Annotated in this window: 19 protein-coding genes; 4 read left to right on the top strand and 15 right to left on the bottom strand. The window is 61.8% G+C overall.

Features of this window, described 5'->3' with window-relative positions:
* Positions 1-49: 49 nt before the first annotated feature.
* From PVZ72_RS06050 to PVZ72_RS05980, 15 genes are all read right to left on the bottom strand, one after another.
* Entirely contained in the window at positions 50-688 is a 639-nt protein-coding gene (locus PVZ72_RS06050) for a methyltransferase domain-containing protein (RefSeq protein WP_183629115.1), read from the bottom strand.
* The gene (locus PVZ72_RS06045; protein ID WP_183629114.1) at positions 685-1,383 is read right to left on the bottom strand and encodes a WbqC family protein; all 699 of its coding nucleotides are present in this window, start codon (positions 1,381-1,383) and stop codon (positions 685-687) included. Before PVZ72_RS06045 ends, PVZ72_RS06050 begins: the two co-directional genes overlap by 4 nt.
* Before the next feature lie 37 nt (positions 1,384-1,420).
* Positions 1,421-2,722 (bottom strand): flagellar hook-associated protein FlgL, encoded by a 1,302-nt coding sequence (gene flgL, locus PVZ72_RS06040; RefSeq protein ID WP_273861438.1) that lies wholly within the window; start codon positions 2,720-2,722, stop codon positions 1,421-1,423.
* Between the two features lie 11 nt (positions 2,723-2,733).
* On the bottom strand, positions 2,734-4,773 hold the full coding sequence (gene flgK, locus PVZ72_RS06035; RefSeq protein WP_273861437.1) for a flagellar hook-associated protein FlgK: 2,040 nt from the start codon (positions 4,771-4,773) through the stop codon (positions 2,734-2,736).
* Positions 4,774-4,781: 8 nt separating this feature from the next.
* The gene (gene flgJ / locus PVZ72_RS06030) at positions 4,782-6,002 is read right to left on the bottom strand and encodes a flagellar assembly peptidoglycan hydrolase FlgJ (RefSeq protein ID WP_273861436.1); all 1,221 of its coding nucleotides are present in this window, start codon (positions 6,000-6,002) and stop codon (positions 4,782-4,784) included.
* 12 nt (positions 6,003-6,014) lie between these two features.
* Positions 6,015-7,115: a flagellar basal body P-ring protein FlgI gene (locus PVZ72_RS06025; RefSeq protein WP_133862454.1), complete on the bottom strand. Its 1,101-nt coding sequence runs from the start codon at positions 7,113-7,115 to the stop codon at positions 6,015-6,017.
* 11 nt (positions 7,116-7,126) lie between these two features.
* Entirely contained in the window at positions 7,127-7,822 is a 696-nt protein-coding gene (gene flgH / locus PVZ72_RS06020; RefSeq protein WP_133862455.1) for a flagellar basal body L-ring protein FlgH, read from the bottom strand.
* A 21-nt stretch (positions 7,823-7,843) separates the two neighbouring features.
* A complete protein-coding gene (gene flgG, locus PVZ72_RS06015; protein WP_027598031.1) occupies positions 7,844-8,629 on the bottom strand; it encodes a flagellar basal-body rod protein FlgG in 786 nt (261 codons plus the stop codon).
* A gap of 46 nt (positions 8,630-8,675) precedes the next feature.
* Positions 8,676-9,419, bottom strand: coding sequence for a flagellar basal body rod protein FlgF (locus tag PVZ72_RS06010; RefSeq protein WP_007160441.1), 744 nt, complete (start codon positions 9,417-9,419; stop codon positions 8,676-8,678).
* Between the two features lie 169 nt (positions 9,420-9,588).
* A complete protein-coding gene (gene flgE / locus PVZ72_RS06005) occupies positions 9,589-10,938 on the bottom strand; it encodes a flagellar hook protein FlgE (protein WP_273861435.1) in 1,350 nt (449 codons plus the stop codon).
* 26 nt (positions 10,939-10,964) lie between these two features.
* Positions 10,965-11,675 carry a flagellar hook assembly protein FlgD gene (locus PVZ72_RS06000; RefSeq protein ID WP_160923428.1) on the bottom strand — a complete coding sequence of 237 codons (711 nt, stop codon included), beginning with the start codon at positions 11,673-11,675 and terminating at the stop codon, positions 10,965-10,967.
* A gap of 12 nt (positions 11,676-11,687) precedes the next feature.
* Entirely contained in the window at positions 11,688-12,125 is a 438-nt protein-coding gene (flgC, locus tag PVZ72_RS05995; RefSeq protein ID WP_027601641.1) for a flagellar basal body rod protein FlgC, read from the bottom strand.
* A gap of 2 nt (positions 12,126-12,127) precedes the next feature.
* Entirely contained in the window at positions 12,128-12,550 is a 423-nt protein-coding gene (flgB, locus tag PVZ72_RS05990; RefSeq protein ID WP_187979932.1) for a flagellar basal body rod protein FlgB, read from the bottom strand.
* A gap of 222 nt (positions 12,551-12,772) precedes the next feature.
* Positions 12,773-13,600, bottom strand: a complete 828-nt coding sequence (gene cheR, locus PVZ72_RS05985; RefSeq protein WP_027601640.1) for a protein-glutamate O-methyltransferase CheR — start codon at positions 13,598-13,600, stop codon at positions 12,773-12,775.
* 42 nt (positions 13,601-13,642) lie between these two features.
* Positions 13,643-14,575, bottom strand: a complete 933-nt coding sequence (locus tag PVZ72_RS05980) for a chemotaxis protein CheV (protein ID WP_044340938.1) — start codon at positions 14,573-14,575, stop codon at positions 13,643-13,645.
* Between the two features lie 98 nt (positions 14,576-14,673).
* Between PVZ72_RS05980 and flgA the strand changes: the two genes are divergently transcribed.
* The 4 genes from flgA to PVZ72_RS05960 all read left to right on the top strand — a co-directional run bounded on the left by flgA (position 14,674) and on the right by PVZ72_RS05960 (position 17,221).
* Entirely contained in the window at positions 14,674-15,402 is a 729-nt protein-coding gene (flgA, locus tag PVZ72_RS05975) for a flagellar basal body P-ring formation chaperone FlgA (protein ID WP_443218233.1), read from the top strand.
* 159 nt (positions 15,403-15,561) lie between these two features.
* Complete coding sequence (gene flgM / locus PVZ72_RS05970; RefSeq protein WP_187979933.1) at positions 15,562-15,870, top strand: flagellar biosynthesis anti-sigma factor FlgM; 309 nt, start codon at positions 15,562-15,564, stop codon at positions 15,868-15,870.
* 60 nt (positions 15,871-15,930) lie between these two features.
* Positions 15,931-16,398: a flagella synthesis protein FlgN gene (locus PVZ72_RS05965; protein ID WP_133862465.1), complete on the top strand. Its 468-nt coding sequence runs from the start codon at positions 15,931-15,933 to the stop codon at positions 16,396-16,398.
* Positions 16,399-16,486: 88 nt separating this feature from the next.
* Positions 16,487-17,221: a flagellar brake protein gene (locus PVZ72_RS05960; protein WP_187979934.1), complete on the top strand. Its 735-nt coding sequence runs from the start codon at positions 16,487-16,489 to the stop codon at positions 17,219-17,221.
* The last annotated feature ends 31 nt before the right edge of the window (positions 17,222-17,252 follow it).

The following is a 17,252-nucleotide window of genomic DNA, read 5'->3' as shown; positions in this document are numbered from 1 at the left end:
CCCTTTTATCATTGGTCCGCATTGCCAGAGAGCATCAAATGGCCCCTTCTCACGACTTCCTTACGAGCACCGTAAATTCGTATAAATCATAATCATGAAGCAGCGCGACATTTTTCGCAAAATGCCTCTTGCAATGATCGAAGAAAAACAGCGGGTCACCGTAATAGAGATCGGCGCGCTGACGGTCAAGGTCGGAATAGATGCTGAGGCAATTGAAGGCGAATCCCCGACTACTGTTGCTGTCAAGCTCCTCCAACATGGACAGTACATAGGCATGCCAATCGGTTACGGATGCCGTCTGACGGACGTTGAACACTCCGCTGGCCACCGAGTAGTGGGCAGGCCCTGCACAGGTGCGCTTGACCTCGAACTGGGCATTACCGGCTCCGGGATGAGCGTTCCGCGCTGCTGCGATCATGCCCGCTGAGAGATCGGTACCCCGGTAGCTCAGCGGGATGCTCAATGTGTTCAAATAATCGTAGTAGGCTCCATAGCCGCAGCCCAGGTCATTTAGCGATATCGGCTCCTGCCCGGCTTCGCCAATGATCTTGGCCAACTGATGGAACCTGATCTGCTGCGACTCGTGACCATTCCAGTCCACCCCTCGGGGAGTGGCACCGAACTCACTGATCTTCCTCGAATAATATCTTTCCGTCGCCCCCTCGAGAGCCTGCAGAACCTCAGTCATGCGAGCTCCTTTTGCAAATAAGCGGCAGCGGTTTCTCCAGTATTGAGCAGCAGGTCCAAGATACTGACGGCCGATTCGAACCCACCGTGCAACTGTGCGTATGCTGGATAGCCAGCATAATCAAAATACTCGACGCCTATGTTTCGCCTTTCAAAGAGGTCGTGCTGCAAATAAACCTTGGCAGCGGGGCCCGAAATGTAGGTATTGGCTTTCAAAGCTACGCAGAGGTTGACGAGATTCTCGGTACGGCCGGACACGCTTGGAAAACTCGATGAAAAGATCAGTGGCGTAGGGATACCGAGCAAACGACATATGCCGCTGAGCAAAAGCTGGTTGACATCGGAGAGTCGCTCCAGAGGCTGGCACTGGGCATAGAGCTCTTCTAGGCGATTTGCCATAGCCGCAAAGCCCGCAGCTTTGCGATAGCTAGTGCTTATGGTCTGCCAGTGCTTTGCGGACCAGTCGCGGTCACTAACCTCTACATCTTGGATTCTCTGGGTAAAGCGACCACGGTTCTTCACTGGAATACTTAACCAATGCAGCCCCTGTGCAGTCCTGATCAGATTGCGGTTACGCCAATCCCGTCGAGTAAACTGGACATCATCATACAGCACAAATACATCAGCACTTCGGATCAGATCAAAATAGCCGCGCCAAGGAATGTAATTGGACTGGACGATGGCCACTTTCGTCATTAATCGAACCCCATAATAATAAAACAACCTTCTACAGCTATGACAGATAATTGAACAGACTCAACTGCGACACCTTCACGAAACTCTGCTGGGTCGCCTGCAGTACGGTGTTCTGCAGCGCGTAGCGTGACAAAGCCTCAGCATAGTCCAGATCCTGGAGATCCGACTGCACCGACTTGTTGACCAGGCTGACGTCGGCGATGAAGTCGCTGGTGGAGTCGATGACGTTGAGACGTGCACCGACCTTGCCGCGGATGCCATCGACCTGGGTATAGGCCGTATCGAGGTTGCTCAGGGCTACTGCAGCGTTGTCGCGCATCTTGTACACACCCTCGGTGCTGCCATCGCCGCTCTCCAGGGCCTTGCGCAGATCGGATACCACGTTGAGCAGGCTGCGCTTCTCGTTGGAGGTATCGCGGGTGATCTTGAACTCATCGCCGGCAGCGGGAGCACCGTCCATCTGCACCTTCACCCCGCCGTAGTTGATGAACTTGCTGGCTTCCTGGGTGCTGTTGAGGCTATCTGCCTTGAGCTGGCCAGCCGGCGGATTGGCCGGGTCGTAGGCCGCCCATTCGGCAGCGGTAGGCGCTTTGGACAGGTCGTAGATGACGTACTTCTTGTCATCGAGGAAATGGATGCCGACGCCATCGGTAGCGGCCGGTGGGTTGCTGGCGGGAAAAGTGGAATCGTAGGCTTTCTTGTCATCCACCAAGCCGAGCGAGATCCGCCCGGTACCCGTGTTGCCAGCCACCGGCGTGGTATCCACCCGATTGGCGTTGAAGTTGTTCTCGAAGGCGTCCTTGCCGCTGTCGCTGATGGGCACGAAGGTCGAGCTGGCGATCTGTACGCTGCGCTGGCCTTCATCACCGTTGTAGCTGTAGGTGCCATCGGCGTTGCGCACATAGGGCTGGGTATCGCCCATGGAGCCGGAGAACAGGTACTTGCCGCTGGCATCCTTGCTGTTCATCAGGTTCATCAGCTCGTCTTCGCGCTGACCGACCTCCTTGGCCAGGGACGCGCGATCGGTTGGATCCAAGGCACCGTTGCCGGCCTGGACGGCGATCTCGCGGATGCGCGTCAGCACGGTTTCCACCGAGGTCAGCATGGACTCCTCGGTGTTGAGGCTGTTCTTGGCGGCGGTCATGCCGGTGTTGTACTGACCGTTGAGCGCCTCTTCCTGGCTGATCTGCAACAGCTTGACCGAGGCCACCGGATCGTCCGCCGGGGTCAGGATCTTCTTGCCCGTGCTGATCTCTTCCTGAGTACGGGTGACGCTGCCGTAGTTGTTCTGCAGGCCGCTGATGCCGTTGTTGAATGCCTGGACGGTTGAGATGCGCATGGGCGGTTTCCTTATCTGAAGGCGCCGAGCAGGGTATCGAACAGCGACTGGGCGATCTTGATGACCTGCGCCGAGGCACCGTAGTACTGCTGGAACTGGACGAGTTTGGCGGCTTCCTCGTCGAGGTTGACGGCCGACAGGGAGTCACGGTTGTCCTGGGACTGCTTGAGCACGGTTTCGCTGGCGGCCGAATCCACCCGCACCTGGGCGGTCAGGGTACCGACCCGCTCCACCAGGCCGCCGTAGGCGTTGTTGTAGGTGGTGCCGGTATTGCCATAGCCGCCCATGGTGGGCTTGGTCTGCAAGGCCACCAGGTTCAGCGCGTTACGGTTGTCCGAGACCGCGCCCGTGTTGGTCCCAAGGGTGAAGCTGTCACCGGCCTGGGGAACGCCGCTGATATTGAAATCGTAGGTGTAGCTGTTGTTGGTGGTCGGGTCGGTATACGTGAGGCGAACAGCGTTGGTCTGGCCACTGGTAAGACCGGTCGTTGAAGGCGACACGTAGCTGAGCGTCGCGCCGCTCGGCAGGGTGCCATCCAACTGGCTGGTAGTGCTGTTGAAGCTCAGCTTCAGCCCAGTGGCTCCGAACAGCCGCCCGAAGTCGGCGGTGTTGACCGGCGACACCGTGCTGGTCAGCGCCGGCTGGGTGATGGCCCCCGTACCGCGGTTGTTGGTCGTGGCCGCGGTCTTGGCGGTACCGGCGAAGCCCAGTTGATCGGCCTGGGCCAGATCCACCTTGAGCTGGGAAGCACCGCGACGCGTCGGCTGCAGGCTGAAGACATCGCCGGCCTGGGCCTTGGCGAGCTCGGCAGCACTGAATTGCACCTTGAAGCCCTGATCGTTGCCATTGGCATCCGTAAGGGTCAGGGTGACCGGATCGGTACCGCTCTGGTTGACCGTGAGCGCCGCGTTGTCACTCGCCCGCCGCGCCGTGAAGCCGGTGCCGTTGTAGTCGAGACGGTAGTCGCTGGGCGAGAGCTTGCTGGTATCGGTGATACTCAGGGTCGCGCTGGCCGAGCCGGTATTGGTGGCCCGCCCCATCACCCGCAGACCGATGCTCTGGGTGTCGTTGATGTCGCCGAACAGCGCCGAGCCGGCATTGCCGGACAGGTCCAGGCCCTGTCCCAGCTGCTTGTTGACGGTGTCCGCCAGGGTCAGCGACAACTGCCCCAGGCTGTTGTAGGCGTGGTCCAGCGCCGTGTCGCGATAGGACAGCAGGCCGCCCATCTCGCCGCCGCTCAGCTGGCTGGTGACATTCTGCTCGGTCGAGCCGGAGGTCAGGACGATCTGGAAGCGCGAGGGATCGTCGGTGCCGGGCTTGGCCGTCATGCTGGACACGGTATTGCCCACCACCAGCGGCTGGCCGGTGCCAACAAAGAGGTTCAGCGCGCCGTCGTCCTGTTCCACTACCTGCAGCCCGACCATGCCGGACAGCTGCTTGATCGCCTGTTCACGGGAATCGATGAGATCGTTGGGCGAACCGCCGGCGGCCTTGGAACGGGCAATGGCGTCGTTGAGACTGCCGACGCTCTTGGCCAGCGCATTGACCTGATTGGTCAGCGCCGACAGCTGGTCGTTGATCTGGCCGTTCTGCTTGTCGACCTGGTCGTACAGGGTGTTGAACGACTTAGCCATGCCCTGGGCCTGAGCCAGCACGGCCTCCCGCGCCGGGATCGACGACGGATCCTGGGCAGCGGTCTGCAGGGTGGCGAAGAACTTCTGCATGGCCGGGGTGATACCCGTCGTGCTGTCGGACAGCAGGCCGTCGAGCTGGGAGATCTGGCTCTTGAAGGTCTGCAGTTCGCTGTTCTGGCTGTTGGCCGAGCGCACCTGGCTGGTGAGGAAATCGCTGGCGAGGCGGCGTACATCCACCGTCTGGGAGCCGGAACCGACATAACCCGAGCCATTGAACTGGGCGATGTTGGTCTGCTGGATGGTCTCCTGCCGCGAATAGCCGGGCGTGTTGACGTTGGCGATGTTGTGGCCGGTGGTGGTCAGGGCGTTCTGCGTGGTGCGCAGGCCCGACAGACCAATGGAAAGTAGATCAGCCATGGCTCACCTCAACCGCGGGACGGACTGGTGCCCAGGGAGGCGACCGTCTGATAGGTGTTCATGTTGCGGGCGATCTGGATCACCTTGCGTGCGTATTGCGGATCGGTGGCGTAGCCGGCCTGCTGCAGGCCCTGCATGAAGCGCTCGGAGTTGCCGTTGGTGGACAGCGCCTTGTCGTAGCGGTCGTTGCTCTGCAGGAAGTTCACATAGTCGTGGAAGCTGTCGGCGAAGGAATCGTAGGTGCGAAACTTGGCGGTCTCGGTCACCGCCTTGCCATTGACGAATTCCTGGGTCACCGCCGGGGCGCTGCCGCCGTCCCAGCCGTGGGACTTGATGCCGAACAGGTTGTTACTGTTGCTGCCATCGGCCTGCTTGACCATGTGCTTGCCCCAGCCGGTTTCCAGCGCCGCCTGGGCGACCAGGTACTTGGGGTCCACGCCCAGGCGCTTCGCCGCGGCTTCGGCCATGGGCATCATGGTGTCGACGAATTCCTGACGGGTACGGAAACGGGTCTTGCCGGTGGCAGCGGCGGCGCTGTCCACGCTGGCGACGGCCTCGGTCGAGGCAGCCGGCTTGCTGCCGGGTTGCGTGGCCTGCTGGCGCCAGGCGCTTTGGGCGGCAGCCACTTCCTGGAAGCTCTGCTTGAGCGCAGCACCCTGCTCCGCCGCGCCGGAAATATTGGCGGCGGTACGCTCGGCCAATCGCCCGGGCAGCGCCAGCCGACGCGAATTGAGCGCGCTGGAATCGTCACGCCCGGACGCCACCGCATTGGTCGGCTTGAGGCCGTGGCTCGCCACATCGTTGAGCTTGGCATTGCGGCCAGCCGCCAACTGGCCTTCGGTGGGCGCAGCCTGGCCGACCTGGGCAAAGGGATTGGGGCGCGCCGACGGCTGGGCGGTCTTGCTCAGCTGACGCTCGAGCACGTTGGCCAGGCCGATACCGCCGCCATCCCGGGACAGGGAGACGGCCAGCTGCTGGTCGTACATGTCCTGGTACTGCTTGGTGGTCTCGCTGGAAAAGGGGCTGTCCTTGTCCGCCAGCGCCTGGTTGGCGCTGCGCATGGACTTTAGCATCTGGCTCAGGAACAGCGACTCGAATTCGCCGGCGACCTTCTTGACGTTTTCCGAGCTGTCGCGATCCTTACCCTTCATCTGGGCCAACCGATTCAGGTCGGTGAAGGCCCCCGAATCCTTGACGTTGCCGTAGTTGCCACCCAGACGAGATTCCATCGCCCGTTCTCCTTAGATAACGATCAGATCGGCCTGCAAGGCGCCGGCCTGTTTCAACGCTTCGAGAATGGCGACCAGGTCGCTGGGCGCCGCGCCCACCTGATTCACCGCTCTCACGATCTCGTCCAACGTGGTACCCGGACCGAACTTGAACATCGGCTTGGCCTCCTGCTTGGCCTTGACGGTCGACTGGGGGGTCACCACCGTCTGCCCACCCGACAAGGGATTGGGCTGGCTCACCTGAGGGTCCTCGCTGATGGTCACGGTCAGGCTGCCCTGGGTCACCGCCGCCGGCGAGACCTTGACGTTCTGGCCGATGACGATGGTCCCGGTGCGGGAGTTGACGATGACCTTGGCCACCGCCTGCCCCGGATCCACTTCCATGTTCTCCAGGATCGAGATGTAGTCGACGCGCTGGCCAGGATCCACCGGCGCCGTGACACGAATCGATCCGGCATCAACAGCAGATGCAACACCCGCGCCAAGTGTCTCGTTGATCTTGTCGACGATGCGCTTGGCAGTGGTGAAGTCGCTGCGATTGAGGTCCAGCGTGATGCTGTTGCCCTGGTCGAAGCCGCTCGGCACCGGTCGCTCGACGGTGGCGCCATTGGGAATGCGGCCGGATGACGGAACGTTGACGGTAATCTTCGAGCCGTCACGGCCTTCGGCGTCAAAACCCCCGACCACCAGGTTGCCCTGGGCGATGGCGTAGATCTGGCCATCGATACCCTTGAGCGGTGAGAGCAGCAGACTGCCGCCTCTCAGGCTCTTGGAGTTGCCGATGGAGGACACCGTGATGTCGATGGTCTGGCCAGGCTTGGAAAAGGCCGGCAGATCGGCATGGATGGACACCGCCGCGACGTTCTTCAGCTGCGCCGTGGTACCCGGCGGCACCTTGATGCCGAACTGGGCCAGCATGTTGTTGAAGGTCTGCACGGTGAAGGGCGTCTGGGTGGTCTGGTCGCCGGTACCGGGCAGCCCCACCACCAGGCCGTAGCCGATCAGCTGGTTGGTCCGCACGCCCTGGATGCTGGCGATGTCCTTGAGCCGATCCGCCTGGGCCAGGGGCATGACCAGGGCCAGGGCGGCAGCGGCGATGAGGGTCTTGAACATGGCGCTCATCCTCAGAAGGGCATCAGCGGGCTGCCGAAGAACTGGCTCAGCCAGCCCGGCTGACTGGCATCGGCGAAGGCGCCGGTGCCCGAATAGGTGATACGGGCATCGGCCACGCGGGTGGACGACACGGTGTTGTCGGTGGCGATGTCGTCGGCGCGGACCATGCCCTGAATGCGCATGAGTTCGTTGCCGGTGTTGAGCGTCAGCCACTTCTCGCCGCGGACCACCAGGATGCCGTTCGGCAGCACCTCGGCGATGGTCACGGTCAGCGAGCCGGACAGGCTGTTGCCCTGGGCCGCCGTGGACTTGCCGGTGTTGGAGCGGTTGCCGGAGAAGCCGGCGTCCAGGCTCAGGTCGCCATCGGCCAGGGGATTGGGGATCTTCGGCTTGGCGCCGAACAGCGAGGTCAGCCCCAGGGTCGCCTTGCTGTTCTTGGCGACGTCGGAACTGGCGTTCTTGCTGGCCTGGGTCTTCTCCTGCAGGGTGACGGTGATGATGTCGCCGATGCGGAAGGCCTTGCGGTCGGTATAGAGATTCTGCTCGAACCCCGACTGGAAGATGGCGCCGTTGTTCTGCGCCGCCGGCACCGGCGTGCGCGGCAGCACCGGGGCGTAGTAGGGATCGTCCGGCTTGGCGGCCGGGGCTACGCATCCTGCGAGTACGAGCGCTCCCAGGAGCGGGGCGACGGCGAACAGAGGTTTCATGGAGCGCTTCCTCACAGGGGATTAGAGCTGTTGACTGACGAAGCCGAGCATGTCGTCGGCCGCTTTGATGACCTTGGAATTCATCTCGTAGGCGCGCTGGGTGGTGATCATGTTCACCAGCTCCTCGACGGTGCTCACGTTGGAGTTTTCCAGGGTGCTCTGCAGCACGGTGCCAAGACCGTTGAGGCCCGGGGTACCGACCTGGGGGGCGCCGCTGGACGCCGTCTCGCTGAACAGGTTCTGGCCCACGGCCTGGAGACCGCCCGGGTTGACGAACTGGGCGATCTGCAGATTGCCGATGACCTGGGGCGCTGCCTGCCCGGCGGTGGTGACCGACACGGTGCCGTCTTCGCCGACGGTGAAGGTCTTGGTATCGGCCGGCAGCACGATGGCGGGCTGCAGGGCGAAGCCGTTGGCGGTGACCAGTTGGCCATCGGCATTCAGGTGGAAGGTACCGTCACGGGTGTAGTTGATGGTCCCGTCAGGCATGGTCACCTGAAAGAAGCCGTCGCCGTTGATGGCCATGTCCAGCGGCTGGTCGGTGGTCTGCAGCGAACCCTCGGTGAAGTTCTTCTGGGTGCCGACGATGCGCACACCGGTACCCAGTTGCAGGCCGGAGGGCAGCTGGTTGTCCTGGGTGGACTGGGCACCCGGCTGGCGACGGATCTGGTACAGCAGGTCCTGGAATTCGGCGCGATCGCGCTTGAAGCCCGTGGTGGACACGTTGGCCAGGTTGTTGGAAATGGTGGTGAGGTTCATGTCCTGGGCGGACAGACCAGTCTTGGCGACCCACAGTGACGACATCATGATGGTATTCCTCGAAGTGCCGGTTTTACGTCGGCGCTAGCCTTGATCAGGAGAATTGCAAAACCTTTGCCAGCGCCGCGTCGTTGTCTTCGGCGCTGCGCATCATCTTCACCTGCAGCTCGAACTGGCGGGACAGCGACAGGATCGAGGTCATCTCCTCCGCCGCATTGACGTTGCTCGACTCGACGAAGCCGGACACCAGGGACACGTTGGCGTCCATGGGCGGCGCGGCCTGGCCCTGCTTCATGTGCAGCAGGCCGTCGAGCCCCTTTTCCATCTGCTTGGTGTCGGGATTGACCAGCTTGATGCGATCGACCTGGGCCAGGGCGTTGGCCGCCTGACCGGAGCCGCGCACCGTGATGCTGCCGTCCTGACCGATTTCCACCTTGGAAGCGGGCGGCACGGCGATGGGTCCGCCATTGCCGAGCACCGGCAAGCCGCTGCCGGTCCGCAGCATGCCGAGGGGATCGATCTGCAGGCTGGAGGTGCGCACATAGGCCTCCTTGCCGGAGGGATCCTGGACCGCGACGAAGCCCGGCCCCTGGATGGCCACGTCCAGGTCACGCCCGGTTTCCTGCAGCGCACCGGGAGTGAAGTCGGTCGCCGGCCGCTCGCTCATGGAATAGACGCGCGACGGCATGGTTTCGCCGAACACCTGCATCGAGCGCGCCTGTTCGAGATCCTTGCGGAATCCCGAGGTCGAGACGTTGGCCAGGTTGTTGGCATGGGCGCGCTGAGCCATTTCGTTCTGGCTGGCGCCGGTCATGGCGACGTACAGCAGCTTGTCCATCTGATCCTCCGACGGCGGCAGATTGCCGCCAAGCTTGCGTTCGGAGGTTCTATAGCAAGGCCCGTTCCAGAAAACTTAAACACATATGAATCAATGACTTGAGAATAGAAAAGCCTCCCGAGGGAGGCTTTTCCTGACGTCTGAGCGGCAAGCCGTCAGAGAAACGACATCAACGCAGGTTGATGATGGTCTGGGTGATGGCGTTCTCGGTCTCGATGGTCTTGGCGTTCGCCTGGTAGTTGCGCTGCGCCACGATCATGTCGACCAGCTCGGTGGAGATGTCCACGTTGGACGCCTCAAGCGCCCCGGACTGTAGGGCTCCCAGGGTTCCGGAGCGCGGCGTGCCGACCACCGGCTGACCCGACTCCGAAGACTCGGTCCAGGAGGTCTTGCCCATGGGGGTCAGGCCCTGGACGTTGGCGAAGTTCGCCAGCACGACCTGGCCCTGCACCTTGGACTGACCGTTGGTGTAGCGCGCGAAGATCTGGCCGGTATCGTCGATCTCCAGGCCGGACAACTGGCCGGTGGTGTAGCCGTCCTGGTTGACGCTGGTCACGGCAAAGGCACTGCTGTACTGGGTCGAGCCACGCATGTCCAGGGTAATGCCGGCCGGGTTGGCCACGGCGCCGTTGGAGGCCCAGGTCGCCGGGGTACCACCGTTGGAAATGGCCGGGACCCAGTTGTCCAGCTTGAGCACGCCCTCGAAGGTATTGGTGCTGGCGTTGTTGACCTGCTTGAGATCGGTCGAGGCCACATTGGCACCGTCGAGCGCACCACTGCTGGTGAACGGCAGGGTCACGCTGTAGGGCGTGGCGACCTTGGTGGTCGCATCTTCCTTGGTGGGGTCGCCCGGATTGCGACCGTCGATCAGCACGTTCATGGTCCAGGAGTTGTTCGCGCCCTTGACGAAATACTGCGACAGGACGTGGGCGTTGCCCTGGCTGTCATAGATGTTCACCGAGGTCGAGGAGTTGTAGCTGGTCGGATCGGACGGGTTGAACGGCGTCGTGGTCGGCGTCGTCTGGGTCGAGTTCAGGTTCACCGTCTGCTTGATCGAGCTGGACGCCTTGGGCGCCTGGCTGGCGGTCTCGATGCGCAGGTCGCTGCGCACGCCCGGCTGCAGCAGACCCTGGTCGTTGGTGGTATAGCCCTGCAGCTTGTAGCCGTTGTTGTCGACGATGAAGCCTTGCTTGTCGGTCCCGAAGTAACCGGCACGGGTGTACTGGATAGCGCCATTGTTGCTGGTGACGAAGAAGCCGTTGCCGTTGATGCCCATGTCCAGCGCGTTCTGCGTGGAATCGATGGTGCCCTGGTTGAACAGCTGGCCGACATTGCCGAGCAGCACGCCGCTGCCCTGGGCATTCTTGCCGGTGCCCAGAACCGAGGCGGCATAGAGGTCCTGGAACTCCGCCCGCGACTGCTTGAAGCCGACGGTACTGGCGTTGGCGATGTTGTTGCCGGTGATGTTGAGGTCACTGGACGCGGCCTTGATGCCGCTCAAACCGATATTGAAAGACATGCTGGATTCCTCTCGTGTGCCGCGCCTTACTGGCCGACCGCCTGGACTTTGGAGATGCCGATGCTGCCGACGCCGGCAAGGTTGAGTGTCATTTCGCCGCCGTTCTGCCCGAGCGTCACACTGTCGACGTTGGCTGGCAGACTGGTCTTCATGGCCGTGGTGGTGTCGTTCACGTTCGCCTGGGCCTCGAAGCGGTAGGTGCCGGCATCCAGCTTCTTGCCGCTGGCGTCGGTGCCATCCCAGGTGAAATTCACCAGGCCACTGGACTGCTGCCCCAGGTTCAGACGATTCACCTGACTGCCCGCGTCGTTATAGACGTTGACCCAGACGTTCGGACTGGACGCGGTCAGATTGAGCGCACCCTTGAAGTCCGCACTGGTATCCACCTTGACCTTGTCGGTATCGACGATCACCTTGCGGCCCACCAGGGTGGACGCCTGCAGCGCCTGGGAAGACTGGCTGCCGGAGAGGATCGAGCTGACGCTGGTGTTGAGGTTGGTGATGCCCTCGACGGTACTGAACTGCGCCAGCTGCGCGATGAATTCGCCGTTGCCCTGGGGCTCCAGCGGATTCTGGTTGTTCATCTGGGCAACCATCAGCTTGAGGAACTCGTCCTTGCCGAGCTTGCCGCCTTTCTTGCCATCGCTGCTAGCGGTCTCGGAGGTAGCGTCCGTCTTGTTGACGGAGTACTTGTCGAGCACCGATTGAGCGGTTGAATTGGTCGTGCTTATGGCCATGGCGCCGGTTCCTTACTGACCGAGGGTCAGTACCTTCTGCATCATCTGTTTGGCGGTATTCATCATTTCCGCATTGGTCTGGAAGGCGCGACTGGCCGAAATCATGTCGGCCATCTCCTCCACCACGTTCACATTGGGGTAGTAGACGTAGCCGTCCTTGTCCGCCATGGGATGGTTGGGTTCATAGCGCTTCTGCACCTCGCTCTGATCCTCGACGATGCCCTTCACCTCCACCCCGACCCCGGCCTGGCCCTGGTCGTCGAACAGCGAGGCGCCGCCCTGGGCGTCGTTGAGCTGGGCGGCGAACACCGGATGCCGCGCCTTGTAGGTCTGGTCGACGCTGGAAGACACGGAATCGGCGTTGGCCATGTTGCTGGCCACGGTGTTGAGGCGAACGTTCTGGGCGCTCATCCCGCTACCGGCGATGTTGAACAGCGAACTCAGGGACATGGCTACTCTCCGCGCAGGGCCGACATCAGCCCCTTGAACTTGCTATTGAGCAGGGTGAAGCTGGCCTGGAAATTCATCGCGTTTTCGGCGTAGTTGGCCTGCTCGACCTGCGCATCCACAGTGTTCTGGTCCACCGAGGGCTGAGTGGGGATGCGATATTTCAACGCCGAGTCACCCATGCTCATATCGAAGCCTTCAGCGGCGATATGGCGGCTGTTGGTGGTTTCCAGCTGATAGTGGCCGGCAGCGCCCGGAGCGCTCTTGGCCGCCTGCTCTGCCATCACGGCGCTGAAATCCAGATCCCGCGCCTTGTAGCCCGGGGTATCGGCATTGGCGATGTTGTTGCCCAGTACCTCGGCGCGCTGCGAACGGAAGTTCAGCGCCTGCTCGTGCAACCCGAGTGCTTTGTCGAAACTGATGCTCATGTCGAGAGACCTTTGACGTGGCTTGCAAGCGATCTAGCAAGGCCCGTGCCAGTCTCCAGCATCCATCTAAATCAAGGGGTTAGCGCGACGCGGCAGTCAGAACGACGGCAAGCGGCAAGGTTTTTCCGCCGTCTTTGCCGGCCCGGCGATCGGGTGCGGCAAAACTTTGGCGCAAAAGAAAGGGCAGACCTGGGTCTGCCCTTTGGGTGTCCATCCACCGGCCTACTTGGCCTTGTAGATGATGCCCGGATTGCACTGCACCATCTGGTAGAGATCCGGCAGGCCGTTGAGGGCCTCGGAGGCGCCCAGGAACAGATAGCCGCCCGGCTTGAGGGTGCCATGGATGCGCGTGAGGATGTCCTTCTTCACCTCGGCGGAGAAGTAGATCAGCACGTTGCGGCAGAACACCATGTCGAACTTGCCAAGGCTGGCGTAGCTGTCCAGCAGATTCAGCGCACGGAATTCGATACGGCTGCGGATCGCCGGCTTGACCGCCCAGCGCCCCGGCTGCTGCACATCGAAGTAGCGCTGCAGGCGCTCCGGAGACAGTCCCCGGCCGATCGCCAGCGAATCGTACTCACCGGACTTGGCCGCGGTGAGAATGGCGCCGGAGAGGTCGGTCGCCACGATCTGCATGCCGCCACGCCCCTGCCCCGCCGCGCTGCGCTCGAATTCGTCCATGGTCATGGACAGCGAATAGGGTTCCTGACCCGAGGAGCAGGCCGCCGACCAGACCCGCAGGCGCTGGCCGAAGGTGTTCTTGGTCAACTCCGGCAAGAGACGGTTCTTCAGCACCTCGAAGGGATAGGTGTCGCGAAACCAGAGGGTTTCATTGGTCGTCATCGCATCGATGACCTTTTCCCGCAGACCGCCACGGGGCTGCATCTGGATGCGCTGCACCAACTCCGACAACGTCTTGATCCCCTCGGTCTCCATCAGCTTGTTGAGCCGACTGGAGACGAGGTACTGCTTGTTGTCACCGAGCAGGATCCCGCTGGATTTCTCGAGGAAATCACGAAAAAGCACAAAATCCGCGTTGACTGCTGACACTGCCGCTCCGCCTTCTGGATACCGGGATAGAGACGCCTTCACCTAGTGACTGTCGACCGCATTGATGCGCTCGGCTACCCGGGAGGCAAGATCATCGGGACGGAACTTGGCCAGGAAGTCGTCCGCACCGACCTTCTTGACCATCGCCTGGTTGAAGACGCCGGACAAGGAGGTATGCAGCAGTATATGCACTTTCTGCATCCGCGAATCATGACGGATTTCCGCCGTCAGGGTGTAGCCATCCATTTCCGGCATCTCGATGTCGGAAATGATCATCAGCAATTCCTCTTCCGGACGCTTGCCTTCCGCCACCATCGCCTGGAGGAAATTCAGGGCCTGGCGACCGTCGTTGAGGGAGATGACCTCTACCCCGACGGTTTCCAGGCAGCGGCTCACCTGCTTGCGGGCCACCGAGGAGTCGTCGACGATCAGGACGCGCTTGGTGACGGCCTTGGCCTGTACCACTTCGCTGATGACGCCGGCCGACACGGTTTCGACCGACGGTGCGACTTCGGAGAGGATCTTTTCCACGTCGATGATCTCGACGAGCTGGTTGTCGACCCGGGTGACGGCGGTCAGGTAGTGGTCACGACCGGTACCCTTGGGCGGCGGATTGATGCCTTCCCAGTTCATGTTGACGATTCGCTCCACCGAGCGCACCAGGAAGCCCTGCACCTTGGTGTTGTACTCGGTGATGATCACGAAGCAGTTGTTGATGTCTTCCAGCCCACGACGACCGGTGGCCATCGCCAGGTCGATGATGGGAAAGGTGCCGCCACGAATGCTGGCCACGCCCCGTACCACCGGACTGGATTTCGGCATCACGGTGAGTTTGGGGCACTGCAGCACCTCCTTCACCTTGAAGACGTTGATGCCGTAGAGCTGCGAGCCGTCCAGGCGGAACAGCAGCAGTTCCAGACGGTTCTGGCCCACCAGTTGGGTACGTTGGTTGACTGCATCCAATACACCAGCCATTTGGCGACTCCTCTCGTTGCCACGGACCGGTTGGAAAACTCGGCACAGGGCTTGCTTAGATGTGACTCATGAAGATCGAAGCGACGTGTTTCCGACCTATGAAGAACTCTTGCCGCTGGGCTGCGAATCTTGTGTTGATCCTGACATGCCTGGGCGGAAAGGCCTATGCAGAAGGCGACTACACCTCATCTGACGAACTTATCGGCGCTGTCGAAAGTTTTCTTGAGGAGCGCGTGCAGGAATATTTGCTGGAGACCCATTCCAACGCTCGCCATGAAACCCAGATCAACTCCCTGGATCCCCGATTGCGCCTTACCGCCTGCGACAAACCCCTGACGCTATCCCAACAGGGCAGCCCGACGCCGGTGGGCCGGATCAACGTCAAGGTGCGTTGCGAAGGCGGCAGTCCCTGGACGGTGTTCGTGCCCGCTCAGGTCAAGCTGTATCGCCCGGTGGTGGTTACTCAGCAGCCGCTGTTGCGTGGCGCGGTGCTCGACGACCAGAACGTGGCCCTGGTGGAGCGCGATGTCGGCACCCTGACCCAGGGTTACCTGACCAGCCTGGAGCAGGTGATAGGTACCCAGCTGAAGCGTCAGGTGGTCAGCGAGCAGGTGCTGTCGCCCTCCTTTATCGAGCAGGCCGAACTCATCCGCAAGGGCGAACAGGTGGTGATCAATGCCCGCAGCGCTTCCTTCAGTATCCGCATGCAGGGCGAAGCCCTCAGCGCAGGCGCCAAGGATGAGGAGATTCGTGTACGCAACCTGAGCTCCAACCGGGTGATCCGCGGTCGGGTCGTCGATCAGGGGCAGGTGGAGGTGGCGCTTTAGCGAAGAAGTCAAAAGGAGTACCTTGGCGTCTGCATCCTGAACCTCTGCGCGTCATCCTGTCGAAGGATGTGACAAGGCGCACAGGTCTACGGCTAAAGTTTCGGCATGGCACGCCGATAAGCCGGACATGCGAATGAGACGACACGAGGATCTTCACTCATGGCTCTAGATATCAATCGCCTGAATTCGTCCTCTACTGCGGGCATAGGCAACACCAAGGCGGCGTCCATTAAGGACGTGTCCACGGCTCAGACCAGCGACGTCAAGGCTACCAAGAGCACCGCCTCCGGCGAGTCGGTCAGCTTGAGCGCCGAGGCCAAGCAACTGAGCTCTCTGACGGCAGGGCTCAAGGATCTGCCGGTGGTCGACAGCGACAAGGTCAGCCGCCTGAAACAGGCCATCGCCGATGGCTCCTACAAGGTCGACAGCCAGAAGGTGGCCGACAAGCTGATGGCGTTCGAGTCCTGACGCCCGGCTCGGCATGGCCTTTCTGACGATCGCCACTAACGTTCGAACGGAAACCGCGCCATGCCCCATGCCAACTTGCTCGAGATCACCCGCCACGACATCGACCTGAGCGAGCAACTGCTGGCCCTGATCGAGCAGGAGTTCCAGGCCCTGAGCGAGCGCCAGCTCGATCGGCTGGAGGCCCTGCTGGGCACCAAGCAGATCCTGCTCAAGCAGCTCGACCAGCACGCCCAGCAGCGTACCCTGCTGCTCCAGACCCATGGTCTGCGAGCGGATCTGCAGGGTTTGCAGGCCTACGCCGCCCAGCAGCCCGACGGGGAAGAATTGTTGGCACGCTCCAGTCAGCTCGCGCAGCTCATGGAGCAATGCAAGGCTCACAACGTCCGTAATGGCCAGATCATCCAGGCCAACCGCTTCGTGGTTGGCAAACTGCTCAATGTACTGCAGGGCACTTCGGCGCCCACGCTGTACAACCGTCGCGGCAGTCAGACCGGTGGCGGCTATCAGCGTCCCCTGAGCTCGGCTTGATCACGGGCATTCTCATGCCAGCGTTTTTCACTGTACAGATGGCGTTAAGCCAGTATCCTTGCTGACCGCTGTTTACAGGAGTTTCCAGGTGCAAGGCTCTTCCGCTAGCGACCATGCCGCTCAGCCACCCCAGGTCTATCGCTCCAAGGGCGAGATCCTGGCCTGCCTGCGGCCGGCGCAACAGCAGCATATTCCGCTGCGGATCACCTTCAATCGTCAGGGGCAGCAATTCCAGAGCTTCGTCGTCGAGATCGACGAGGCCAAGGGCTTGATCGCGCTGGATGAGTTCATCCCACGCGAGGCCGAACGTCTGCTCGAACAGGGCCAGTCGTTCCGGGTGGACAGCTTCCACGAAGGCATCAAGGTCACCTGGCAGATCAATCATCCGGTCGAGTTCAGCGAGCTGGATGGCAATCGCTGCTACTGGATCGGCCTGCCCACCGAACTCACCTATCACCAGCGGCGCAATGCCTATCGGGTCAAGTTGCTGCTGACCCAGCCGGCGACGGCGGAGCTGAGCCAGGGCAACAGCCCGATCCAGCTGCGAGGCCAGTTGATCGATCTGTCGGCCACGGGCTGCAAGCTGCGTTTCCCTGGCAACGTCACTCATCTGCTGCAACCGGGGCAGCAGGTACAGAGCTTCAGCGCGGAGTTGCCCATCGGAACGATCAACACCCCGGTGACCATTCGCCACGTGGCCTGTCCGGAGCGTATGGAATACAGCGACGTCGGCGTCTGCTTCAATAGCCTGACCGGCGCAGCCCAGCGCCAGATCGAGCGCTTCATCTACCAGTTGCAGCGGGAAAACCGCCGGTTCGAGTGACCGACCGGGCGTCCACGACTGCTGGACGCCC

It is taken from the genome of Pseudomonas sp. LA5 (genome assembly GCF_028640825.1).
Classification (GTDB): domain Bacteria; phylum Pseudomonadota; class Gammaproteobacteria; order Pseudomonadales; family Pseudomonadaceae; genus Chryseomonas; species Chryseomonas aestiva.
The sequence above is the reverse complement of the archived record's forward strand: the minus strand, read 5'-3'. Positions and strand labels throughout refer to the sequence as shown.